The sequence below is a fragment of the Arthrobacter cavernae genome (genome assembly GCF_017368795.1).
Taxonomy (GTDB): Bacteria; Actinomycetota; Actinomycetes; order Actinomycetales; family Micrococcaceae; genus Arthrobacter; species Arthrobacter cavernae.
Genome location: NZ_JAFNLL010000004.1, coordinates 346,368 through 368,930, shown reverse-complemented (window position 1 = coordinate 368,930; position 22,563 = coordinate 346,368). Strand labels below are relative to the sequence as shown.

21 protein-coding genes and 1 riboswitch are annotated in these 22,563 nt (G+C 67.8%); of the genes, 3 read left to right on the top strand and 18 right to left on the bottom strand.

Annotated features, from left to right (window positions below):
• Positions 1-142: 142 nt before the first annotated feature.
• From J1902_RS03530 to J1902_RS03475, 12 genes are all read right to left on the bottom strand, one after another.
• Positions 143-487, bottom strand: a complete 345-nt coding sequence (locus J1902_RS03530) for a DUF2469 domain-containing protein (protein WP_207614861.1) — start codon at positions 485-487, stop codon at positions 143-145.
• Positions 488-545: 58 nt separating this feature from the next.
• Positions 546-1,241, bottom strand: a complete 696-nt coding sequence (rnhB, locus tag J1902_RS03525) for a ribonuclease HII (protein ID WP_207614895.1) — start codon at positions 1,239-1,241, stop codon at positions 546-548.
• Positions 1,242-1,252: 11 nt separating this feature from the next.
• Positions 1,253-2,194 carry a signal peptidase I gene (gene lepB, locus J1902_RS03520; RefSeq protein ID WP_242701519.1) on the bottom strand — a complete coding sequence of 314 codons (942 nt, stop codon included), beginning with the start codon at positions 2,192-2,194 and terminating at the stop codon, positions 1,253-1,255.
• Entirely contained in the window at positions 2,195-2,872 is a 678-nt protein-coding gene (lepB, locus tag J1902_RS03515) for a signal peptidase I (RefSeq protein WP_207614860.1), read from the bottom strand. It lies immediately after the preceding gene.
• Between the two features lie 77 nt (positions 2,873-2,949).
• Entirely contained in the window at positions 2,950-3,309 is a 360-nt protein-coding gene (rplS, locus tag J1902_RS03510; protein ID WP_207614859.1) for a 50S ribosomal protein L19, read from the bottom strand.
• 224 nt (positions 3,310-3,533) lie between these two features.
• Entirely contained in the window at positions 3,534-4,373 is an 840-nt protein-coding gene (gene trmD, locus J1902_RS03505; RefSeq protein WP_207614858.1) for a tRNA (guanosine(37)-N1)-methyltransferase TrmD, read from the bottom strand.
• Positions 4,374-4,958, bottom strand: a complete 585-nt coding sequence (gene rimM, locus J1902_RS03500) for a ribosome maturation factor RimM (RefSeq protein WP_207614857.1) — start codon at positions 4,956-4,958, stop codon at positions 4,374-4,376. It abuts the gene before it with no gap.
• 148 nt (positions 4,959-5,106) lie between these two features.
• The gene (locus J1902_RS03495; protein ID WP_207614856.1) at positions 5,107-5,349 is read right to left on the bottom strand and encodes an RNA-binding protein; all 243 of its coding nucleotides are present in this window, start codon (positions 5,347-5,349) and stop codon (positions 5,107-5,109) included.
• A gap of 1 nt (position 5,350) precedes the next feature.
• Positions 5,351-5,773: a 30S ribosomal protein S16 gene (rpsP, locus tag J1902_RS03490; RefSeq protein ID WP_207614855.1), complete on the bottom strand. Its 423-nt coding sequence runs from the start codon at positions 5,771-5,773 to the stop codon at positions 5,351-5,353.
• Between the two features lie 224 nt (positions 5,774-5,997).
• Complete coding sequence (locus tag J1902_RS03485; protein ID WP_242701518.1) at positions 5,998-6,450, bottom strand: hypothetical protein; 453 nt, start codon at positions 6,448-6,450, stop codon at positions 5,998-6,000.
• Between the two features lie 116 nt (positions 6,451-6,566).
• On the bottom strand, positions 6,567-7,439 hold the full coding sequence (locus J1902_RS03480; protein WP_207614854.1) for a VOC family protein: 873 nt from the start codon (positions 7,437-7,439) through the stop codon (positions 6,567-6,569).
• Positions 7,440-7,517: 78 nt separating this feature from the next.
• A complete protein-coding gene (locus J1902_RS03475) occupies positions 7,518-8,615 on the bottom strand; it encodes an amidohydrolase family protein (RefSeq protein ID WP_207614853.1) in 1,098 nt (365 codons plus the stop codon).
• 73 nt (positions 8,616-8,688) lie between these two features.
• A riboswitch (TPP riboswitch) is annotated at positions 8,689-8,796 on the top strand.
• Here J1902_RS03475 and thiC point away from each other — a divergent pair.
• Entirely contained in the window at positions 8,791-10,626 is a 1,836-nt protein-coding gene (gene thiC, locus J1902_RS03470; RefSeq protein ID WP_207614852.1) for a phosphomethylpyrimidine synthase ThiC, read from the top strand. Its footprint overlaps the riboswitch before it by 6 nt.
• Here thiC and J1902_RS03465 read toward each other — a convergent pair.
• Complete coding sequence (locus tag J1902_RS03465; RefSeq protein ID WP_207614851.1) at positions 10,609-11,334, bottom strand: alpha/beta fold hydrolase; 726 nt, start codon at positions 11,332-11,334, stop codon at positions 10,609-10,611. The genes thiC and J1902_RS03465 overlap by 18 nt on opposite strands.
• A 38-nt stretch (positions 11,335-11,372) precedes the next feature.
• Positions 11,373-12,941, bottom strand: a complete 1,569-nt coding sequence (gene ffh, locus J1902_RS03460; protein ID WP_207614850.1) for a signal recognition particle protein — start codon at positions 12,939-12,941, stop codon at positions 11,373-11,375.
• A gap of 150 nt (positions 12,942-13,091) precedes the next feature.
• Between ffh and J1902_RS03455 the strand changes: the two genes are divergently transcribed.
• A complete protein-coding gene (locus J1902_RS03455; protein WP_207614849.1) occupies positions 13,092-14,492 on the top strand; it encodes a glucose-6-phosphate dehydrogenase in 1,401 nt (466 codons plus the stop codon).
• 84 nt (positions 14,493-14,576) lie between these two features.
• Here J1902_RS03455 and J1902_RS03450 read toward each other — a convergent pair whose 3' ends face one another.
• Positions 14,577-14,915, bottom strand: coding sequence for a P-II family nitrogen regulator (locus J1902_RS03450; protein ID WP_207614848.1), 339 nt, complete (start codon positions 14,913-14,915; stop codon positions 14,577-14,579).
• Complete coding sequence (locus J1902_RS03445; RefSeq protein ID WP_207614847.1) at positions 14,912-16,243, bottom strand: ammonium transporter; 1,332 nt, start codon at positions 16,241-16,243, stop codon at positions 14,912-14,914. The genes J1902_RS03450 and J1902_RS03445 overlap by 4 nt, the downstream gene beginning before the upstream one ends.
• Before the next feature lie 225 nt (positions 16,244-16,468).
• Here J1902_RS03445 and J1902_RS03440 point away from each other — a divergent pair, with 225 nt between their 5' ends.
• Entirely contained in the window at positions 16,469-17,686 is a 1,218-nt protein-coding gene (locus J1902_RS03440) for an MFS transporter (protein ID WP_207614846.1), read from the top strand.
• Positions 17,687-17,710: 24 nt separating this feature from the next.
• Here J1902_RS03440 and ftsY read toward each other — a convergent pair whose 3' ends face one another.
• Together ftsY and smc are read right to left on the bottom strand one after the other, a co-directional pair.
• Positions 17,711-18,925 (bottom strand): signal recognition particle-docking protein FtsY, encoded by a 1,215-nt coding sequence (gene ftsY, locus J1902_RS03435; RefSeq protein ID WP_207614845.1) that lies wholly within the window; start codon positions 18,923-18,925, stop codon positions 17,711-17,713.
• Between the two features lie 34 nt (positions 18,926-18,959).
• On the bottom strand, positions 18,960-22,556 hold the full coding sequence (smc, locus tag J1902_RS03430) for a chromosome segregation protein SMC (RefSeq protein WP_207614844.1): 3,597 nt from the start codon (positions 22,554-22,556) through the stop codon (positions 18,960-18,962).
• Positions 22,557-22,563 lie beyond the last annotated feature (7 nt).

Here is a 22,563-nt window from a genome sequence, read left to right as displayed (position 1 = left end):
CACCTCCGCTACCAGCCTGACGGCGGAAGGAAGGCTGCGGCAGGGGTCTATGCGGCTATGTGGGAAACCCGGTCAAAGCAGGCGTGTGGAGGAACAGTCGGCCCCCCGGCCAGGACGGCAATCGGACGCCGGGCGGGGCGGCTCAGCTGCCGAGATCGCCCAGGTCGCCGAGTCCGCCGTCCTTGGGCAGGGCGAGGTCCTCGTTGCGGGGCAGTTCCTCGACGTTCACGTCCTTGAAGGTGATGACGCGGACGTTCTTCACGAAGCGCGCGGAACGGTACACATCCCATACCCAGGCGTCCTGCAGCGTCAGGTCGAAGTAGACCTCGCCGTCGGCGCTGCGAGCCTGCAGGTCAACGTGGTTGGCCAGGTAGAACCGGCGTTCAGTCTCGACAACGTAACTGAACAAACCGACGACGTCCCGGTATTCGCGGTAGAGCTGCAGCTCCATGTCGGTTTCATAGTTCTCAAGGTCCTCGGCGCTCATGGTTCCATCTTGCACCATCCACCGGCCGCCAGCGCCATGAGGCAGGCCTACGGCTGGGCTACAGCAGGTTCCAGCTGGTCCGGTGGTAGGCGCTGGGTCCCGCGGCCCGGATGGCGTCACGGTGCGCGGCAGTGCCATAACCCTTGTTTTCGTTCCAGCCGAAGACCGGAAGTTCCCCGTGAAGCTCAAGCATCAGGCGGTCGCGGGCCACCTTGGCCAGCACGCTGGCGGCGGCGACGCTGAGGCAGCTCATGTCCGCCTTCACGCGGGTGTGCACAGGCGCCTCGCACGCCGGGCCCGCCGGACCGGTGTCGAACAGGGACGCCTGGACCACGGGCGAGAGCCAGTTGTGGCTGCCGTCAAGCAGCACGACGTCGGGGCTCACCCCGCCTGCCAGGATGTCCAGCCAGGCGCGGGTCCCGGCAAGCCGCAAGGCCCCCACGATGCCGAGCTCGTCGATCTCCTGGGCGCTGGCGTGGCCCACCGCGGACGCTGCGGCCCATTCCCGTACAAGGGGTTCCAGACGGTCCCGGTCCCCGGGCTTGAGCAGCTTGCTGTCCCGGACCTCGGCCAGGGGTGCCAGGTTCTCCAGGTCGACAACGGCAATGCCGACACTCACCGGTCCCGCCAGGGCACCGCGGCCGACCTCGTCGACGCCGGCCAGCAGGCGGATCCCGGGCGCCAGGAACGTCCGCTCAACGTCCAGGCTGGGAAACTTCGGGGTTTTCCTTTCCTTGGTGGCTGCCGTGGCCATGGTCACCCGCCCTACTTGCCGTCGGAACCGGCGGCGGCGCCCGCCGGGACGTTGCGGAAGACGTCCGGGTGGTTGTCCAGGACGTTCCAGCGGTTGACCGGCCAGGCAATGACGGTGGCCTTGCCCTCCACATCGGAAATGTTCACGAAGCCGCCATTGACCTGCTGGTGGAGGCGCGAATCGGCCGAGTGGTTGCGGTTGTCCCCCATGACCCAGACCTTGCCTGCGGGAACAACCACGTCAAAGGACATCGGCGAGGGGATCTCGGCAGGGTTCACATAGCTTTCATCCAGCGGGACGCCGTTGACGCTGACACGTCCGCTGGCGTCGCAGCAGCTCACCCGGTCACCTGGCAGGCCAACCACACGCTTCACGAGGTGCTGTTCGCTGTCGTCGGGCAGCAGACCCACGAATTCCAGGCCGTCCTGGACCCAGGTGAAGGGGCCCGCAGGCTTCTGCGCGGCGGCAGGCAGCCAGCCCTGGGCGTCCCTGAAGACCACCACGTCGCCCCTTTGGAGGGCAAAGGGCTCCGGCACCAGCAGGTTGATGAAGATGCGGTCGTTGATGTCCAGGGTGTTGACCATGGATTCGGAGGGGATGTAGAAGGCCCTGAAAAGGAACGTCTTGATGAGGAAAGACAGGACGACGGCGATGACCACCACCGTGGCGATTTCCTTCAGCCACAGCAGCAAGGGGTTGCCGGACTTGGTGTTCTTGCCTGCGCCTTCCCCGGTGTCTTCCGCAGCCCCCTCCGCGCCACCGGAGGCCCCTGGTTCGTCGCGCGCCCCAGCACTGTCGCCGGGACCCTCCAGGCCGGGCCGTTCGGCGGCCTGCCTGTCGGCGGCCAGCGCAGCCTTGCGTGCGGCGCGGCGCGGCGACTCCGTGGCGGGAGTCCCTTCCCTTTGCCGGACGTCGTCGTGCCGCTCGGGTGTCCCGGGCGTTGTCTCCGGCATCTACTGTCCGTTCTTCGAAGTTGGTGCGGCCTGCGCGGGGCGAGGCATTTGTGCAAATCTATCAAGGGGCCAGATGATCTGGACCGGCCGTCCGATGACACGCTCAAGCGGGACCATGCCGCCGCCCGGTGCGCCGAGGAGTCCCCGGGAATCGGCCGAGCGGGAACGGTGGTCGCCCATGAGCCACAGGCGCCCGGGCGGAACAACCACATCGAATTTCTGGGCGCTGGGCACGTCGCCCGGGTACAAGTATGGTTCCTGAAGCACGTGACCGCTGACTGTGAGTTGCCCGTTGGCGTCGCAGCACACCACTTGGTCCCCCGGCGTCCCGATGACGCGTTTGACGTACGTGGTGTCGCTGCCGCTCAGGCCCAGCCACTGGCTCGCTGCGGACGCCGCATCCACCAACGGCCCCTTGCCGCTGTTCAACGGGGCAAAGGAGCCTCGCCCGTCAAAGACCACCACGTCGCCGCGGCGGACCGGCTCAGCCGTGTAGTCGGTGCGCGAGACCAGTATCCGGTCGCCGGTGCCGAGCAGCGGTTCCATGGATTCGGACGGAATGAAGTACACGTCCAGCCACAGGGACCGGACCAGTCCACTGATGGCGATGGCAAGGACCAGCGCCAGCAACGCAAAACGCCAGCCCTGTTTCCGGGGCTGGCGTTCTGTGTGGTCCATGATTCGTTCCTGTTGCGTTACGGCGCTCCGGTATGGCCGGATACGAATCCAGGACCCGCTGCGTTGGTCGGAAAGACCTACTTGGCGGTGTTGAAGTCGCGCTTTTCCTTGATCTTCGCAGCCTTGCCGCGCAGTGCGCGCATGTAGTACAGCTTGGCGCGACGGACGTCACCCTTGGTGACGACCTCGATCTTCTCGATGATCGGGGAGTGTACCGGGAAGGTACGCTCTACGCCGACACCGAAGGAAACCTTGCGGACGGTGAAGGTTTCGCGAACGCCGTCACCCTGGCGGCCCAGGACGAAGCCCTGGAATACCTGGACACGGGTGTTCTTGCCTTCGATGATGTTGACGTGAACCTTGAGGGTGTCACCCGCGCGGAACTCAGGAACATCGTTACGCAGCGAGGCTGCATCTACGCTATCGAGGATATGCATTAATCCACTCCTGGTGAACGCCACAGGTCATTCACTTTGGGTCACGGCGGGCAAGCCCGGGCCCGGAGGCCAGCCGGAAATTCCCGCCGAAGTTTTCAAAGTCCGGTTCCGCCACTGATTGGTAGAGCCGGGTTGTCATGCTGTTGGCTACACTCCCCCTGTGGCAGGTGCGAGCCCAGTAGACACAAGCGTTAATTCTGCCACACGCGGTGGCATCCAGCCAATCAGTCCTCTTGCCCGCCGCGCAGCCGCAGGCGGCCGTCGACGACGTCGTATCCGAGTTCATCGAAGACGTTGCGGTCCGCGCGGCTCAGCGAGCCGGCGTCGAACTCCGCGAGCAGGTCCGGCCGGCGGTCCGCCGTCCGGCGGAACTGCTCGTGGCGGCGCCACTGGGCGATCTTGCCATGGTTGCCGCTCAGGAGCACCGCCGGGACGTCGCGTTCGCGCCAGGACGAGGGCTTGGTGAAGACTGGGTATTCGAGCAGTCCGTCGGAGTGCGATTCCTCGATGAGGGACTCCGGATTGCCCACCACGCCGGGCAGCAGCCGGCCGATGGCTTCCACCATGGCCAGAACGGCCACCTCGCCGCCGTTGAGCACATAGTCGCCTAGGCTGACCGGGCGGACCGTGAAGTGTTCCTCGGCCCATTCGATGACGCGTTCGTCGATTCCCTCGTAGCGGCCGCAGGCGAAGACCAACTGTTCTTCTTCGGCGAGCTCGTAGGCGAGGGCCTGGTTGAAGCGCTCCCCGGCGGGCGAGGGCACGATCAGCACCGGCTTGCGGGAGCCTTCACTTGCGCTGTCACCCGAAGCAGCGCTGGCACCTTCAGCAGCGCCGGCGCCGGCCACGGACTCCAGGGCCTGGGCCCAGGGCTCGGGCTTCATGACCATTCCGGCTCCGCCGCCGTACGGCGTGTCGTCCACGGTCCGGTGCTTGTCGGTGGTGAACGTCCGCAGGTCGTGGACCTTCAGTTCCAGCAGCCCGTCCTGGCGCGCCTTGCCGATGAGCGAGAGCTCCAGCGGCGCGAGGTACTCCGGGAAGATACTGACGACGTCGATCCTCATCTAGGCGCCTTTCCCGGCGTCGGCGTCGTCAGCGTCGTCGGCTTCTTCGCCGGATTCGTCGTCGCCCGCGGCCTCGTCATTGAGCTCAAAAAGTCCTGCCGGCGGCGTGAGGAGGATGTAGCCTTCCTCTATGTTCACCTCGGGGACGATCTCATCGACGAACGGGATGAGGATTTCCTTGCCATCGGCGCCTTCGACCACCAGGAGGTCCTGGACCGGCATCGTGTTCAGCGCGGACACCTTGCCGACCACCTGCGAGCCGACGCGGGCCTCGAGGCCGACAAGCTCGTGCTCGTACCAGCCTTCGTCGTCGTCTTCGTCGTCGATGTCTTCGGTTTCGATGAAGAGCTTGGCGCCCCGGATTGCTTCGGCGGCGTTGCGGTCCGCGATTTCTTCGAAGCCGAGCAGCAGGATGTCCTTGTTCCAGCGGGCACTGATGACGGTGAGGGGTCCGGCGGAGGCCGGCTCCACAACAAACTCCGTGCCGGGGACAAACCGCTCGCCGGGCGCGTCGGTGAGCACCTGGACGGTAACTTCGCCGCGGATGCCGTGGGGTTTGCCGATTCGGGCCACCTGGAGCTGCATGGATTCCTCTGTTTTCTGGATGTGCCGTGTCCCGCCGGGCGGAGTGCCGTCGGCGGGGTGCGGACTGCGGGGTTTGGGGTAAAGCAGTCCGGCCCCTCCACCGTATTCGGTGAAGGGGCCGGATCTAAGACAAGTCGTGCTGGGCGCGCTACCGGCGGCGGTCGGTGTCGACGACGTCGACCCTGACCTGCTCGCCACCGGCCAGTGCGGCAACCACAGTGCGCAGTGCACGTGCGGTGCGTCCCTGGCGGCCGATCACCCGTCCGAGGTCGTCCTGGTGAACGCGCACCTCGAGGGATTCCCCGCGGCGGTTGTTCTTGGCACTGACCTTGACATCCTCAGGGCTGTCAACGATCCCGCGGACCAGGTGCTCGAGCGCTTCTGCCAGCAACTTACTCAGCCTCGGTGGTCTCTGCTTCAGCGTCAGCGGGAGCCTCGGCGGCGTCCGACTGCTTTGCCTTCTTGGTGATGGCTTCCGGGATGATGACGGAACCCTTCTCCGGTGCAACGAAGGCAGCCTTCGGAGCCTTGGTCTTCAGGGTGCCTTCCTGGCCCGGGAGGCCCTTGAACTTCTGCCAGTCACCGGTGATCTTGAGGATCGCGGAAACCTGCTCGGTCGGCTGGGCGCCGACGGACAGCCAGTACTGGGCGCGGTCGGAAACGACCTCGATGTACGACGGCTCTTCGGTCGGGTGGTACTTGCCGATCTCTTCGATCGCACGGCCATCGCGCTTTGCGCGGGAGTCCATGACGACGATGCGGTAGTACGGTGCGCGCATCTTACCGAAGCGCTTAAGGCGAATCTTTACGGCCACTTTTGTGGTCACTCCTGTTTCTGAAACGGGGTTGAGCCCAGCATTCTGCACCCGTGGGGCGGGCCATACTAGAGGGTTCGAAGGACAAGATTTAGGCACGGAGAGAGGGGCCGCGCCGATCAAGTACCTGTCCATTGTGCCAGATGACAGGAACTATTTCGAGCCGCGCCACCCCGACGGGTCTCCAGCGGTTCGCCGGCGGCTCCCCGGACGGCGAAAAAAGGCTATTCGGACCAGACGTAGAGGCCCGCACGGTCGGCGGATTCCACCTCGACTGCCAGCTTTGCGAGCTGCTGGACATACCGGCGCGATTCCTCGGCGCCGAACGGCATGTCGTCCTGGCCGGCCCAGCCATCGGCAACCTCCTCCAGTACGTTGCCTTCGCCTTCGTTTTCATAGCTCAGGAGCTCGGCGAGGGCCCGGACCATGGCATCGGGGACGCCGAGCAGGGCGTCGCTGGTGACGTCCACCAGGGCGAGTTCGTAGTCGGCGCCGGCGGCATGGACCGCCTTGCCCGCAAGGTCACCCAGCTGCTCCACTTCGAAGTCGCTGATTCCCTGGATCCTGACGGCGGCGCCTGTGGCGGCCGCGCCCTTTTCCAGGGCTGACGCCCGCTTGAGTGCTTCAGCGTGGGTGGCAACAAAGATTTCGGCAAAACCCATGGAAAGTACTCTCATTCCTTCATGCTGACGGACCGTGATGCTGGCAGGGTGCCGGCACGGCAGCCGGATGGCGCCGCACCGTCACAGCCCAGCCTAGCCTCACAACCAGCACGGTGCAGCCGTGGAGCCCCTTAGCGGACGGCCACCCGGAGCCGGTTGCGCCACGGATCCTCGAAGCGCAGTTCCAGCCCGGTGTGGTGGCTCGCGATGCCGGCGACCGCGAGGCGGTCGGCCAGGGCGCCGACGTCGTCGCCCGAGGGAACCTCGATCACGACTTCCCCGAGGCCCAGGGTGTCCTTGCGGGGACCAGCTCCGCGACTGTTCCAGACGTTCATGGCCATGTGATGGTGGTAGCCGCCGGCAGAAACAAACAGCGCCTGCCCGTGCCAACCGGCGGTCTTTTCGAAGCCGAGGGTGTCCACGTAGAAGTTCTGCGCGGTCTGCACGTCGCCTACCTGGAGGTGGACATGCCCGACGCCGGCGTTCGTCACGCGCTGGCCGCTCACCGCGTCTTCGCTCAGGTGCTGCTGGAGGTAGCGCTGCGGGGGCAGCGGGAGGCTGTCCATGACAACCGTGCCACCGTTCCACTGCCAGCCCTCGCGGGGCTTGTCATAGTAGAGCTCGATGCCGTTGCCCTCCGGGTCGGTGAAGTAGAAGGCCTCGCTGACCAGGTGGTCGGCGCTGCCGGCGAAGGCCTGCGGCGCGAACTGCGCGGCGGTGGCAACCGTGGCGGCGAGCGCGGCCTGGTCTTCGAACAGCAGGGCGGTGTGGAACAGTCCCGCTTCGCCCCGTCCGGGGATGTGGAGCCCGGCCGCCGGGGAAAGGTGCACCAGCGGCTTGCCGACGCGGCCGAAGTAGACGCCGCCGTCCTGCTCGGCCACGACATCCAGGCCCAGCGCGTCCTGGTAGTAGGCGCTCATGAGCTTCATGTCGCCGACCTTGAGCATGACGGTGCCCATGGTGAGTTCGGCAGGTAGAAGGTCCTGGCTGGATGGTGTGGTCATGCGAAGCTCCCGGGTCCTGTTGGTGCCGACGTTCGGCATCCTCTACCTATCTAAATTACTTGAAGCTTCAATTTATTCCTAACCGGCGGAATCCGCCCGGATGATGTTCCCGCGCAGCACGATGTGCCTGAGGCCGCGCACCGTGGCCAGATTCAAGCGGGGGTCGTCCGCGCAGAGCACGACGTCGGCGCTGGCACCTTCGCTGATACCTTGGGCACCGAGCCAGTCCCGCGCTCCCCAGCAAGCGGCGTCGAGGGCAGCGGCAGCCGGGAGGCCGGCGTCGTGCAGTGCCAGGATCTCATCGGCAATCCGGCCATGCCGGAGGACGCTGCCGGCGTCCGTCCCCGCGCGGATCGCAACGCCGGCTTCGAAAGCTTCCAGCACGCGCTCCTTGCGGCGCTCCCACAGCCTGGTCATGTGCTCCGCGTAGACGGGGAACTTTCCGGCGGCCTGGGCGGCGATGTCCGGGAATGTTGCGATGTTGACCAGGGTGGGGACGATCGGCACGCCCTGCCCGATCAGCCGCGGAATGTGCCGCGGGAGCAGGCCCGTGGCGTGCTCGATGCAGTCGATCCCGGCGTCGAGCATGTCATCGATGGTGTCCTCCGCGAAGCAGTGCGCCGTGGCCCGTGCACCCTCGTCATGTGCGGCGGCAATGGCATCCTTGACTGTCGCCGCAGGGAAGCAGGCCGCGAGGTCCCCGGTCCCCCGGTCGATCCAGTCGCCCACCAGCTTGACCCAGCCATCGCCGGCACGGGCCTGCTTGCGGACGGTCTCAACGAGGTCCGCCGGTTCCACTTCCTCGCCCAGTCCCCGGATGTAGCGGCGGCTCCTGGCAATATGGCGCCCCGCCCTGATGAGCCGGGGAAGCTCCGGCCGCTGCTGGATCCAGCGCGTGTCGCTGGCCGAGCCGGCGTCGCGGATCAGCAGGGTCCCGGCGTCGCGGTCTGCCGTGGCCTGCGCCAGCGCGGTCTCCTGGTCGACCGCGCCGCCCTTGCCGAGGCCCACATGGCAGTGCGCGTCAACGAAGCCGGGCAACACCCAGCCGTCCAGTACCGCGTCGGGAGCCGCCGCAGGCCGTTCGAAGGTCAGCAGCCCGTCCACGGACCAAAGCCCGCGCTGCTCCTGGTCCACCGCGGTAAGAACGGTCCCACTGAATTCGATGATGCTGCCCATGGGCAAAATCCTAATCCGCACGCAATACGACTGTGATCCAGCGCATGCCGGTCCCTGCCTGTGGTAGCTTCGTCTACGACCACACGGGGGCCCATGCATGGGCTGAGATCAGGCTAACGCTGCCTGCGACCGTTGAACCTGTCCGGGTAATGCCGGCGAAGGAAGTGAGTAATCCTTGAGCACCACAGAAACACAGCACAGCCCTATCCAAAACGAAACCGGCAACGTCACCCAGTCGCTGAAGTCGCACTCCCTGGCGTACCTTGAGGACCCGGAGAACGGCATCCGGGTTCCCGTCACGGAGATCGCCCTGGAGCCCTCCCCCAACGGGGAAGCCAACGCGCCGTTGCAGGTGTACCGCACCGCCGGTCCGGGCAGCGATCCCGTGGTGGGCCTGGAGCCGTTCCGCTCGGCCTGGATCGAATCGCGCGGGGACACGGAGGTCTATTCCGGCCGGGAACGGAACCTGCTCGACGACGGCAAGTCGGCCGTGCGCCGCGGCGCCGCCTCGGCGGAGTGGAAGGGCGCGCAGCCGGTGCCCCGCCGCGCTGTCGAGGGCAAGACCGTCACGCAGATGCACTACGCCAGGCAGGGCGTGGTGACGCCCGAAATGCAGTTCGTGGCACTGCGCGAAAACTGCGATGTTGAGCTGGTCCGCAGCGAGGTGGCTGCCGGCCGCGCCATCATCCCGAACAACATCAACCACCCGGAATCCGAGCCGATGATCATCGGCAAGGCCTTCCTGGTGAAGATCAACGCCAACATCGGCAACTCCGCCGTGACCAGCTCCATTGCCGAGGAAGTGGACAAGCTGCAGTGGGCCACGCAGTGGGGCGCGGACACCGTCATGGACCTGTCCACCGGCGATGACATCCACACCACCCGCGAATGGATCATCCGCAACTCCCCCGTGCCGATCGGCACCGTGCCCATCTACCAGGCCCTGGAGAAGGTCAACGGCGAGGCCAACAAGCTCACCTGGGAAATCTTCCGCGACACGGTGATCGAGCAGTGCGAGCAGGGCGTGGACTACATGACCATCCACGCCGGCGTGCTGCTGCGCTACGTGCCGCTCACGGCCAACCGCGTCACCGGCATCGTCTCCCGCGGCGGGTCCATCATGGCCGGCTGGTGCCTGGCTCACCACGAGGAGAACTTCCTCTACACGCACTTCGATGAACTGTGCGAGATCTTCGCCAAGTACGACGTCGCGTTCTCCCTCGGCGACGGCCTGCGGCCGGGCGCGACGGCGGATGCCAACGATGCCGCCCAGTTCGCCGAGCTGGACACCCTGGCGGAGCTCACGCAGCGGGCCTGGGAATTCGACGTCCAGGTCATGGTGGAAGGTCCGGGCCACGTCCCGTTCCACCTGGTCCGGGAGAACGTGGAACGCCAGCAGGAACTCTGCAAGGGCGCCCCGTTCTACACGCTGGGCCCGCTGGTCACGGACGTGGCCCCCGGCTACGACCACATCACCTCCGCCATCGGCGCCACGGAAATCGCCCGCTACGGCACGGCCATGCTCTGCTACGTCACGCCCAAGGAACACCTGGGCCTGCCGAACAAGGACGACGTCAAGACCGGCGTGATCACCTACAAGATCGCCGCCCACGCCGCCGACCTTGCCAAGGGACACCCGGGAGCCAACGAACGCGACGACGCCCTGTCCAAGGCACGTTTCGAATTCCGCTGGCGCGACCAGTTCGCGCTGTCCCTGGACCCGGTCACCGCCGAGGCCTTCCACGACGAGACGCTCCCGGCCGAGCCTGCCAAGACGGCGCACTTCTGCTCCATGTGCGGACCGAAGTTCTGCTCGATGCGCATCAGCCAGGACATCCGCGACGAGTACGGTTCCGCCGAATCCCAGGCTGCCATCGCCGAGCTGTACAGCGGCATGCGGGAAAAGAGCCAGGAATTCCTGGCCTCCGGCGGCAAGGTCTACCTGCCGGAGCTGCAGCTTCCGGCCCCGGCTGCGGCGTCAAGCGGGGGCAAGTCAGGAAGCCTGAGCTGAGAGGGAACGGCTGACATCAGCCAGGAAGGAGCGGATGATCCGGTCTCCTTCGAGTGAATCCTGGGGCCGGTGTCCTCCTGCTGCAACGCGGCGGAGGGCACCGGTTTCCTGCAGGTAGCCGGCGATTTCCTCGTACAACGGCTCCCAGCCGCCGGTGAGGACGAGGGTAGGGACGCCCGGGACGATGTGCAGCGGGGCCTCCCACGGCGGGGCCTGGAGCCGGAGCCGGCGTGCGGTGCGCCGGGCCTCCGGAGTGTCGAGCCCGCCCGGCTCCGTGGAGAAGGCGCGGCGGACGTAATCGCGCTGGTAGTCGTCATCGTTGAGCTGGTGCCGGACGTTGAACAGCGGTTCCATGAGGGCCCGGTAGGCGGCGGTGGCGGGCAGCTCCGCCGTCAAGGACAGGCAGGCCGGCTCCACCAGGGTGAGGGAGCGGACCAGGTCCGGCCGGGCCATGGCGGCGAGCATGGCGGAGATTGCGCCCTCGGCGTGGGCCACAACGTGCCCGCCGGCGGGGTTGTCCGCGATGGCGCCGATCACGATGGAGATGTCCCTGGCAACATCAGACTCCACCGGCTCGGCAGCCGGGTCGAAGCCGTGGCGCCGCAGGAACAGGGCGTCGTAGGCCAGTGCCATTCCGTGCTGCCTGGGCCAGGCGGCGGCACCGAAACTGCCGGCGCCGTGCACAAAGACTACGCGCTGCTTTTGCATGGTTTCACCCTATGGCACGGCCCCGGCACCGGTCCGGCCTACTTGCCGAGGAACTTGTCGAAGCCCTTGGGCAGGTTCAGTGTGGAGGGGTCGAAGTCCGCTGCGCCCTGGCCAAAGGCGGCACCACTGGGCGCTGCCGCGGCGGCTGCGGTGCGCTTGGCCTCGGCCTCGCGCAGTTCCTGGGCTGCCTTGGCCGGATTGCCGGAGCGTGCCTTCTTCTTCGGTGCGTTCTTGCCGCCCTTGCGGCCGCCGGGACCACCCAGTCCGGGCATGCCCGGCATGCCGCCGCCCTGGGCCAGCTTCTTCATCATCTTCTGGGCCTGCGCGAAACGCTCCAGCAGGCCGTTGACCTCGGAGACGGTGACGCCGGAACCCTTGGCGATGCGCGCGCGTCGGGAGCCGTTGATGATCTTCGGTGCCACGCGCTCGTGCGGGGTCATGGAGCGGACGATCGCCTCGACGCGGTCGATCTCGCGTTCGTCGAAGTTCTCCAGCTGCTGGCGGATGTTCTGCGCACCCGGCATCATCATGAGCATCTTCTTCATGGAGCCCATGTTGCGGATCTGCTGCATCTGGGCCAGGAAGTCGTCCAGGGTGAAGTCTTCCTGGTCGGCGAACTTCTTCGCCATCCGGGCTGCTTCGTCCTTGTCCCAGTTCTTCTCGGCCTGCTCGATCAGCGTGAGGACGTCGCCCATGTCCAGGATGCGGGAGGCCATGCGGTCCGGGTGGAAGAGCTCGAAGTCGTCCAGGCTTTCACCGGTGGACGCAAACATGACCGGCTTGCCGGTGACCGACGCGACGGAGAGGGCGGCGCCGCCGCGGGCGTCGCCGTCGAGCTTGGACAGCACGATGCCTGTGAAGTTGACGCCTTCATCGAAGGCCATAGCCGTGTTCACGGCGTCCTGGCCGATCATGGAGTCGATCACGAACAGCACTTCGTTCGGGATGATGGCCTGCCGGATCCGGCGGGCCTGGTCCATCATTCCTGCGTCGACGCCGAGACGGCCGGCGGTGTCCACGATCACGACGTCGTGCAGCTTCTGGCGGGCTTCGTCGACGCCGCCGCGTGCGACGGCGACCGGGTCGCCGGCGGGGACGTCGAGGTCCACGGTGGTGCCCGGGTGCGGGGCGTAGACGGGGACTCCCGCGCGCTCGCCGACGATCTGGAGCTGGGTCACGGCGTTGGGACGCTGAAGGTCGGCGGCAACGAGAACGGGGCTGTGGCCCTGTGCCTTGAGCCACTTCGCGAGCTTGCCCGCGAGGGTGGTCTTGCCGGCGCCCTGCAGGCCGGCAAGCATGATGATGGTGGGGCCGGTCTTCGCCAGCCGGATGCGCCGGGTCTCGCCGCCGAGGATCTCGACCAGTTCCTCGTTGACGATCTTGACGATCTGCTGGCTCGGGTTCAGTGCACCGGAAACCTCGGCGCCGAGGGAGCGCTCCCGGATGCGGCCGGTGAACTCGCGGACCACAGGCACGGCAACGTCCGCGTCCAGCAAGGCGCGGCGGATCTCCCGGACGGTGGCATCGACGTCGGCCTCGGAGAGGCGGCCTTTGCCACGGAGATTCTTGAAGGTTGCTGTCAACCGGTCAGAGAGTGAATTGAACACGCGCCGTGCACTTCTTTCGATGGTCTACGAACGGCGGCCGAAACGGCACACCTGAGTCTTGACGATTCCTGCCCCAACAAATTTTCTCAACTACGGGGACTCGACTATCTAGGGTACCAAGCCTGACCTTCAAGATGGCATGCTGGCACGGTGACCAGCAAAACTACCGTGAAAACGTTGCTCATCCTCGGCGCATCAGGCGATCTAACGGGCAGGCTGCTGCTCCCGGGCCTCGCCGGGCTCCTCGCCACAGGCCGCGCGGCGGGCCTGAAGCTCGTGGGGGCGGGCTCGGACCCCTGGACCGCCGAACAATGGCACGAGCGCGTAAGCGGCGCCTTTGCCGCGGCCACCGACGGCGCCGCTCCTGCCGGCAAGGAGGCCCTGGCCGGCGTCGCCGCGGGCACCGCCTACCATCAGCTCGACGTCACCGCCGAGGGCCCGCTGGCTTCCCTGCTGGCCGGCCTGGAGGCGCCGGTGGCCGTGTACTTCGCCTTGCCGCCGCACGTCAGCCAGAAGGCCTGCGAGGTGCTTCGGCGCGAGCAGCTGCCTCCGGGCACGCGGCTGGTCATGGAAAAGCCCTTCGGTTCCGGATCGGAATCGGCCTCCGAGCTCAACCGGACCCTGGCCGCACTGGTCCCGGAGGACCACATCCACCGGGTGGACCATTTCCTGGGCAAGGCCACCGTGCTGAACATCCTGGGCCTGCGCTTCGCCAACCGGTTCCTGGAGCCCGTGTGGAACCGGGACCACATCGAGAAGGTGGAGATCATCTTCGACGAGGACCTCGCCCTCGAGGGCAGGGCCCGCTACTACGACGGCGCGGGCGCCCTGCGCGACATGGTCCAGAGCCACCTGCTCCACATCATGGCCCTGCTGGCCATCGACGCCCCGGCCACCATCGGCGAGCGCGACCTCCGCGACGCCATCGCCACCGTGCTGCGGGCCAGCAGCGTCGCCGCACCCTACCGGGCCTCGACCAGGCGGGCCCGCTACACCGCCGGCGCCGTCGGCGAGCGCGCCGTCCCGGACTACGCCTCCGAGGAGGGCGTGGACCCGGCCCGCAGCACCGAGACCCTGGCCGAGGTCCGTGTGGAGATCGACAACTGGCGCTGGCAGGACGTGCCGTTCATCCTGCGCTCCGGCAAGGCGCTGGGCCGCAGGCGCAAGGAGGCCGTGGTCACGTTCCGGCCCGTGCCGCACCTGCCCACGGGCTTCTCCGGGGTGGACTCCCCCAACCAGCTGCGCATCGGCTTCGGCCCGGACACGCTCCAGCTCGACGTCGATGTGAACGGCCCCGGGGACATCTTCACCCTCGACCGCGCCACCCTGGTAGCCCAGCTCAACGCGCCCGGCATGCTCCCCTACGGTGAAGTCCTGGAAGGCGTCATCACGGGCGATCCCCTGCTTTCCGTCCGCGGCGACACCGCGGAGGACTGCTGGCGGATCGTGGAGCCCGTGCTGAACGCCTGGCAGCGCGGTTCGGTCCCCCTGGAGGAGTACGACGCCGGCAGTGCCGGTCCCGCGGACTGGCCCACCGCCGTCGGGGGCTGAGCACGCCGGACACAGCAAACTTTCGGATACAGCAAAGCGGGCCGGGTACCTTTCCAGGTACCCGGCCCGCTGTCGTGCCAGGAGCTAGATGGCTGCTGCGCCACGTTCGCCGGTGCGGACGCGGACTGCCTCGAAGATGTCCACGGTCCAGACCTTGCCGTCGCCGGCCCGGCCGGTGTTCGAGGAGGCGATGAGGACATCCAGGATGTCGTCCGCCTGCTCGTCCGTAGCGAGGACCTCGACGCGGATCTTCGGGAGCAGGTCCACGTTGTACTCGGCGCCGCGGTACACCTCGGTGTAGCCGCGCTGCCGGCCGTAGCCGCTGGCCGCGCTGACGGTCAGGCCCTGGACTCCGTAGGCTTCGAGTCCTTCACGGACTGCTTCGAGCTTTTCCGGCCGGATAATCGCGGTGATGAGCTTCATGCCTGGACACGTTCCTTGTCTTCTGTGGTCTCTGCCGTCTTGGCGTCAGCCGAGGGCTTGCCGGTGATGAGGTCGTGCAGCGGCTGGAAGCTGCCGCCGTGGCCGCCGACGCCGAACTCGTAGGCAGTCTCTGCGTGCAGGCTGAGGTCCACGCCCACTGCTTCCTGCTCCTGGGAGACCCGGAAGCCCATGGTCTTGTGGATGATCAGGGCGATGACGAGGGTCAGGATGGCCGAGTAGGCGATCGCGATGCCGGCTGCTGCGAGCTGTGCCCAGAGCTGGGCGAGGCCGCCGCCGTAGAAGAGGCCGCCGCCCACGCCGTCGGTGGGGAGGGCGATGAAGCCCAGGGCCACGGTGCCGATGATGCCGGAGACGAGGTGGACGCCGACGACGTCCAGGGAGTCATCGAAGCCGAAGCGGAACTTGATGCCGACCGCCAGGGCCGAGGCGATGCCGGCCACCAGGCCGAGGGCGAGGGCGCCGACGGGGCTGACGTTGGCGCAGGCCGGGGTGATGGCGACCAGGCCGGCCACGACGCCGGAGGCGGCACCGAGGGAGGTCGGGTGGCCGTCGCGGATGCGTTCGGTGATGAGCCAGCCGAGCATTGCTGCTGCCGGAGCGGCGAGGGTGTTGACCCAGATCAGGCCGCCCTGTTCAGCCGTGGTGGCTGCGCCGCCGTTGAATCCGAACCAGCCGAACCAGAGGATGGCCGCACCGAGCATGACGAACGGGACGTTGTGCGGGCGGTGGTTGGGGTCCTTGCCGAAGCCCTTGCGGTTGCCGATGATCAGGACGAGGATCAGTGCCGCCACACCTGCGTTGATGTGGACCACGGTGCCGCCGGCGAAGTCGATCGCGGGGCCAAGGGCCTTGCCGATGGCGCCTTCCGGGCCGAACAGCCCGCCGCCCCAGACCATGTAGGCCAGCGGGCAGTAGACCAGCGTGACCCAGACCGGGACAAACAGGCTCCAGGCACCGAACTTGGCGCGGTCGGCGATGGCGCCGCTGATGAGGGCGACCGTGATGATGGCGAAGGTTGCCGCGTAGCCGACCCTGATCAGGCCGTCCGGGGTGGTGATGCCCTCCAGGCCGAACGTGGCGAAGGGGTTGCCCACGATCTGCATGAAGCCTTCACCGGAGCTCATCGACGCGCCCCAGAGCACCCAGACCACACCCACGATGCCGATGGAGATGAAGCTCATCATCATCATGTTCAGTGCTGCCTTGGCGCGTGTCATGCCGCCGTAGAAAAATGCCAGACCAGGTGTCATGAACAGCACCAGCGCCGCCGCTACCATGACCCATACGTGAGCTGCGGTAAGTTCCATAGTGCACGTCCTCCTTGCTTCTGCTGCGGTACATCCGCTGTCCTGACGCCGTTTGCGTCCTGCTTAAGAGTTTTGTGCCGCAGTGTTTCACCCGCGGGGGAATTAGATTGCCGGGCTGTTACAACAACCTCCCGGAAGTAAATGGTGCATATCTTGCTTGTTACGGATATGTTTCACGAGTCCCACATCCCACGGGACCGCTTAGTTTTGAAGGATCCCCGTTCCATGACGCAAAGCCCCCGGTCCAGTGCAATCCAAGGGATCCGGCCCGTAAAGGAAGCCCTGCCCCGCGATATCAAGGTGATGTTGGCCGCGGCGTTCCTCATTGCCCTCGGTTTCGGCCTGGTGGCGCCGGTGCTGCCCCAGTTCGCCACCACCTTCGACGTCGGTGCGACGGCGGCCGCGGTGATCGTGAGCATTTTCGCGTTCATGCGGCTGCTCTTCGCCCCCGCGGGCGGCGTGTTGATCGGACGGTTCGGCGAGCGGAACGTCTATGTCTCCGGGCTGCTGATTGTGGCGGCGTCGACGGCGGCGTGTGCCTTCGCGCAGGACTACTGGCAGCTGCTCATCTTCCGCGGCCTCGGCGGCGCGGGATCGGTCATGTTCACCGTGGCTGCCATGGGCCTGCTGATCCGCCTTGCCCCGCCGGAACGCCGCGGCCGGGTCTCCGGCGCCTACGCCTCGGCGTTCCTGAGCGGCAGCGTCCTGGGCCCGGTGGTGGGCGGCCTGCTCGCCGGGTTCGGGCTGCGGGTCCCGTTCCTCGCGTACGCCGCGGCACTGGTCATGGCAGCCGTTGTAGTGCGGACTTTGCTGCGCGGGGGTGACGGGACGGCCGAGGGGACGGCGGCCGCGGCGCCGGCCATGGGCTTCAAGGAGGCCCTGGGCGACTCGGCGTACCGGGCGGCGCTGTTCTCCAGCTTCGGGAACGGCTGGGCCACCTTCGGCGTCCGCATGGCGACCATCCCACTCTTTGCCGTGGCCGTGCTGGACGCCAGGCCGGAGACGGCAGCGTGGGCGCTGGCGATCTTCGCCGCCGGGAATGCCGTGGCTTTGGCTTTCTCCGGCCGCCTGGCCGATTCCCTGGGGCGCAAGCCCCTCATGATTGCGGGCCTCATCATCACCGGCCTGGCCACGGGCGTGATCGGCCTGTCCACGGACCTGACGGCCTTTTTCGTGGCCTCGGCCGTGGCCGGCTTCGGTTCCGGTGTGCTGGGCCCGGCCCAGCAGGCCGCCGTCGCCGATGTCATCGGCAGGGGACGCTCAGGCGGCAAGGTCCTGGCGGTGTTCCAGATGGCGGCCGACACGGGAGCCATCATCGGCCCGGTGCTGGTGGGCCTGCTGGCCGACGGGCTGGGCTACGGCTGGGCGTTCGCCGCAACGGGCGCGCTGCTGGTGCTGTGCGCCGCAGGCTGGTCCGTGGCCCGGGAGCCGCTGCAGCGCTGATGGCAGCCCGCCACCTCCGGGGACCTAGTTCAGCAGGGCGTCCACGAAGCCTTCGGCGTCGAACGGTGCGAGGTCGTCCGGGCCTTCGCCCAGGCCGATGAGCTTGACCGGAACATCGAGGGCCTTCTGGATGGCGACCACGATGCCGCCCTTGGCCGTGCCGTCCAGCTTGGTCAGGACGATGCCGGTGATGTTGACCACCTCGGCGAAGACGCGGGCCTGGTTGAGGCCGTTCTGGCCGGTGGTGGCGTCGAGGACCAGCAGGACCTCGTCCACTTCGGCCAGCTTCTCGATGACGCGCTTGACCTTGCCGAGTTCGTCCATCAGGCCGGTCTTGTTCTGCAGGCGCCCGGCAGTGTCCACCATGACCACGTCGACTTCCTGCTCGATGCCGGCTTTGACGGCCTCGTAGGCGACGGAGGCGGGGTCGGCGCCGTCGATGTCGGACTTCACGGTGGGCACGCCCACGCGCTGGCCCCAGGTGGCGAGCTGCTCCGCAGCGGCGGCACGGAAAGTGTCGGCAGCGCCCAGCAGGACGTCCTTGTCTTCTGCCACGAGCACGCGCGCGAGCTTGCCCACGGTGGTGGTCTTGCCGACGCCGTTGACGCCGACCACGAGGACGACGGCGGGACGGCCGGCGTGGCGCTCCACGTGCAGGGTGCGGTCCATGGTGGGGTCCACGAGCTTGATGAGCTCTTCACGCAGCATCGCCTTGACGTCCTCGGGGCTGCGCGTGCCCAGGACCTTGACGCGTTCACGCAGGGCGTCCACCAGCTGCAGGGTGGGCTCCGTGCCGAGGTCGGCCAGGAGGAGGGTCTCCTCGATTTCGTCCCAGACGTTTTCGTCGATCTTGTCGCTCGCGAGCAGCGCCAGCAGGCCCTTGCCGAAGATGGTGTTGGACTTGAGCAGGCGGGCGCGGAGCCGGGTTAGCCGGCCTTCCACCGGCGCGGGGGTCTCCACCGCGATGGTTTCGAGCCCGGCGGCGTCGTCCTCGACGTCGGCCGTGGCGGGCTCCAGGACGTCGACGCCGGCGGGGGCCGCGCGCTCCGGGGCCGCTGCCGGGGCGTCCTCCACGAGGGTCCCGCCGCCTGCTATGGTCGGCGTCGCGAGGTCGTTGGCGTCGCGTGTTCCGGGGTACTTGGCGGCGGATTTCCGCGCCTTGAGCAGGACCGGGACGAGCCCGCCGAGCACCACGAGGGCAGCAGCAATGGACAAGATAATGGGGAGGAGATCGTTCACTCCCCTAGCTTCTCACAAAGCCGTGCCCGGCTTTCTACTCCCTGTTGCCCAGCCGCTGGCTGATGACCGTGGAGACGCCGTCGCCGCGCATGGTGACCCCGTACAGGGCGTCGGCGACCTCCATGGTGCGCTTCTGGTGCGTGATCACGATCAGTTGGCTGGACTCCTGCAGTTCCTCGAAGATCGTGATGAGCCGGCCCAGGTTGGTGTCGTCAAGGGCGGCCTCGACCTCGTCCATGACGTAGAACGGCGAGGGCCGCGCCTTGAAGATGGCCACCAGCAGGGCGACGGCGGTGAGGGACCGTTCGCCGCCGGACAGCAGGGACAGCCGCTTGATTCTCTTGCCGGCGGGGCGCGCCTCCACCTCGATGCCGGTGGTGAGCATGTCTTCCGGGTCGGTCAACACAAGCTTGCCTTCGCCGCCGGGGAAAAGCCGCGCGAAGACATGGTCGAACTGCTTGGAGGTGTCCGCGAAGGCTTCGGCGAAGACCTGCTGGACCCGGTTGTCCACCTCCTTGATGATGTCCAGGAGGTCCTTGCGGCTGGACTTGAGGTCTTCGAGTTGGGTGCTCAGGAACTGGTGGCGTTCCTCGAGGGCCGCGAACTCTTCCAGGGCCAGCGGGTTGACCTTTCCGAGGGCGGCCAGATCGCGCTCGGCCTTCCTGAGCCGGCGTTCCTGTTCTTCCCGGACGAACGGGATCCCCTGCGGCAGCGGAACACCGTCCTCGTCCACCGGTGCGTGGAGTTCGGCCCATTTGTCGCCGGCGCCGGCCGGAACCGGAACCGGCTGCTGGGGGCCGTAGTCGGCAATGAGCTGCCCGGCGGAGAGCCCGAGTTCCTCCACGGCGCGGTTCTCAAGGGCCTCGATCCGGAGGCGCTGTTGGGCGCGGGCCAGTTCATCGCGGTGCACGGAGTCCGTCAGTTCGGCCAGTTCCCGTGCCAGGGCGTCGTTGCCGGCGCGGACCGCGGTGAGTTCCGCTTCGCGCAGCTCGCGTTCCTGCTCCGCCCGGTCCCGTTCCTGGCCGGCGAGGTCCACGGACACATCGATGAAACGGATGGCTTGTTCCACGGCGGAGGCCACGGCGGCGGCGCGTTCGGCCTGGGCTCGCCGGATCCTGGCCCGACGGGCGGCTTCCTCGCGTGCGCGGCGTTCGGCGTCGGCTGCGCGCTCCAGTGAAGCGGCCCTGCTGCCGATGGCACCCAGTTGTTCCTCTGCCGTGCGGAGGGCGAGCCGGGCCTCCATCTCCTGGGAGCGGGCAGCGGCAGCGGCGGCGGCCAGGGCGTCCCGTTCCTCGGTGGAGGGCTCGTCGTCGGGGGCTTCCTGCGCGGCGCTGAGCCGTTCGGCTGCCACGTCCAGGGCGAGTTGGGCCTCGGCAATGTTGGCCTCGGCACGGGCCAGCGAAGCCGCGAGGCGCTCGCTTTCACCCACGGCGTTGCGGAGCAGGGAGTTCAGGTGCCCCAGCCGTTCGGCGACGGCGGCCAGGCGGGCATCGGAGTCGTGCAGTTTCCCCAGGGCCGCTTCGGCGCGTTCCCGAGCTTCGGCGCGGCGGGCTTCGGCGCCGGCCAGGGCGAAGCGTCCCCGTTCAAGCCCTGCGGCCACTTCCGCAAGCCGGGCGCCGGCGTCGTCCACTGCCGCCTGGATTTCCAGCAGCGAGGGTGCGGTGGCGGAACCGCCGCTGACGGTCAGTGCCGTGAACACGTCGCCCGCGCGCGTCACGGCGGTCAGACGCGGAAGCCCTGCGATGAGCCGGGCTGCGGCGCCGAGGTCGTCGACGACGGCGGTGCGGGCCAGGAGCGCGACGGCGCCCCAGGCGCCGGTTCCGGAGGGGGTGACGAGTTCGCTGGCCCAGCGGGCGCCGTCGGGCAGTTCGGGCGCTCCCGCCGGGTCGTGGGTGTGTCCCGGCGCTTCGGCCAGCAGCAGGGCGGCACGGCCGGCGTCGTCATCCTTCAGGAGCTGCACGGCCGCGATGGCGCCGTCGCCGTCCGCCACGACCACGGCATCGGAGGCGCCGCCGAGGGCGGCCGCCACGGCGGTTTCGTAGCCCGGCTCCACGGCAAGGAGGGAGGCGAGAGGCCCCAGGACACCGGGGTGCGCGGATGCCAGGAGGCGTTCCGAACCGTCCTTCCGGCTCAGGCCCAGCTGCAGGGCATCGCGGCGGGCCGTGAGGGAATCGAGTTGGCGCAGATCCTGCCGCTCGGCCGCCTTGAGGGCCTCGATCTCCGCGTCCATCCCGGCCAGGAGTGCGGTTGCTTCCTCGTATTCCGCGTCCAGGCTCTCTTCGCCGTCTTCGGCCCCGGCCACATCCGACTCGAGGGCCGTGAATTCACTCTGCGCCTGGCGCCGGCGTTCCTCGCCTGCAGCCAGGGATTCCCGAAGCCGGCCGCGTTCGGATTCCGCCGCCTCGGCGCGGGAGCGGGCGGCCCCGAGTTGCCCGGCAAGCCGCGCGAGGCCCTCCCGGCGGTCGGCGGCAGCGCGCAGCATGGCGGTGAGGCGCTTGTCCTCCTCCGCGGCAAGGCGTTCCGCTTCCTGCTTGGCCACCGTGGCCTCCAGAAGCGCGGCGCGCTTGGCGAGGATGTCGTGTTCGAGGGCGGCCTGTTCCTGGCGTGCCTTCGCAGCCTGGCGGTCGAGGTGTTGGGGGTCGCGATGTTGGGGGTCGCGGCCGCTGTCCGGGGCGGCCTCGGAGGAGCCGAGCAGGCGGCGGCGCTCGGCCGCGAGCGAGCCCAGGGAACGCAGCCGTTCGCGGCCCGCGGAGAGCTGGTACCAGTTGTCGCGGGCGGCATTGAGCAGGGGGGTTGCCTCGCCGGCGTGCTGTTCCAGCTCGGCCTGGCGCCGGCGTCCGGTACCGAGTCCGGTTTCGACGGCGGTGCGGCGCTCCTTGAGGGCTGTCTCGTCGGCGTCGTCCTGGGCCAGTGCACTGCTGAGGCTGACGAGATCGTCGGCCAGCAGCCGGGCCTTGGCATCCCGGACGTCGAACTGGACGGTCTGGGCGCGGCGGGCGATCTCCGCCTGCTTGCCGAGGGGTGTCAGCTGGCGGCGGATCTCGGTGGTCAGGTCCCCCAACCTAGCAAGATTGGCTTGCATGGCTTCAAGCTTCCGGACCGTTTTTTCCTTGCGGCGCCGGTGCTTGAGGATCCCGGCGGCTTCCTCGATGAAGCCGCGGCGGTCCTCCGGGGTGGCGTGCAGGACCCGGTCCAGCTGTCCCTGGCCCACGATCACGTGCATTTCCCGGCCCAGCCCGGAGTCGGAGAGCAGTTCCTGGATGTCCAGCAAGCGGCAGGCGGCGCCGTTGATGGCGTATTCAGAGCCGCCGGCGCGGAACAGCGTGCGGGAAATGGTCACTTCGCTGTAGTCGATCGGCAGGGCACCGTCCGTGTTGTCGATGGTCAGCGAGACGTGGGCACGGCCCAGGGGCGGGCGTTCGGAGGTTCCGGCGAAAATGACGTCTTCCATCTTGCCGCCGCGCAGGGTCTTGGCGCCCTGCTCGCCCATGACCCAGGCGAGGGCGTCCACCACATTGGACTTGCCCGAGCCGTTAGGGCCGACGACGGCGGTGATGCCGGGCTCGAAGTCGAAGGTCGTGGCTGACGCAAACGACTTGAATCCGCGGACGGTCAAACTTTTCAGATGCAAGGTGCTT

Coding starts and splice junctions, on each gene's coding strand:
- lepB (WP_242701519.1), bottom strand. CDS start 2,194: ATGCCGGAGACAACGCCCGGGACACCCGAGCGGCACGACGACGTCCGG.
- J1902_RS03485 (WP_242701518.1), bottom strand. CDS start 6,450: ATGAGAGTACTTTCCATGGGTTTTGCCGAAATCTTTGTTGCCACCCAC.
- rimM (WP_207614857.1), bottom strand. CDS start 4,958: ATGCAGCTCCAGGTGGCCCGAATCGGCAAACCCCACGGCATCCGCGGC.
- J1902_RS03445 (WP_207614847.1), bottom strand. CDS start 16,243: ATGGAACTTACCGCAGCTCACGTATGGGTCATGGTAGCGGCGGCGCTG.
- rnhB (WP_207614895.1), bottom strand. CDS start 1,241: ATGGCCACGGCAGCCACCAAGGAAAGGAAAACCCCGAAGTTTCCCAGC.
- rplS (WP_207614859.1), bottom strand. CDS start 3,309: ATGCATATCCTCGATAGCGTAGATGCAGCCTCGCTGCGTAACGATGTT.
- J1902_RS03480 (WP_207614854.1), bottom strand. CDS start 7,439: ATGACCACACCATCCAGCCAGGACCTTCTACCTGCCGAACTCACCATG.
- J1902_RS03440 (WP_207614846.1), top strand. CDS start 16,469: ATGACGCAAAGCCCCCGGTCCAGTGCAATCCAAGGGATCCGGCCCGTA.
- J1902_RS03465 (WP_207614851.1), bottom strand. CDS start 11,334: ATGCAAAAGCAGCGCGTAGTCTTTGTGCACGGCGCCGGCAGTTTCGGT.
- J1902_RS03450 (WP_207614848.1), bottom strand. CDS start 14,915: ATGAAGCTCATCACCGCGATTATCCGGCCGGAAAAGCTCGAAGCAGTC.
- trmD (WP_207614858.1), bottom strand. CDS start 4,373: ATGAGGATCGACGTCGTCAGTATCTTCCCGGAGTACCTCGCGCCGCTG.
- J1902_RS03475 (WP_207614853.1), bottom strand. CDS start 8,615: ATGGGCAGCATCATCGAATTCAGTGGGACCGTTCTTACCGCGGTGGAC.
- lepB (WP_207614860.1), bottom strand. CDS start 2,872: ATGGACCACACAGAACGCCAGCCCCGGAAACAGGGCTGGCGTTTTGCG.
- J1902_RS03530 (WP_207614861.1), bottom strand. CDS start 487: ATGAGCGCCGAGGACCTTGAGAACTATGAAACCGACATGGAGCTGCAG.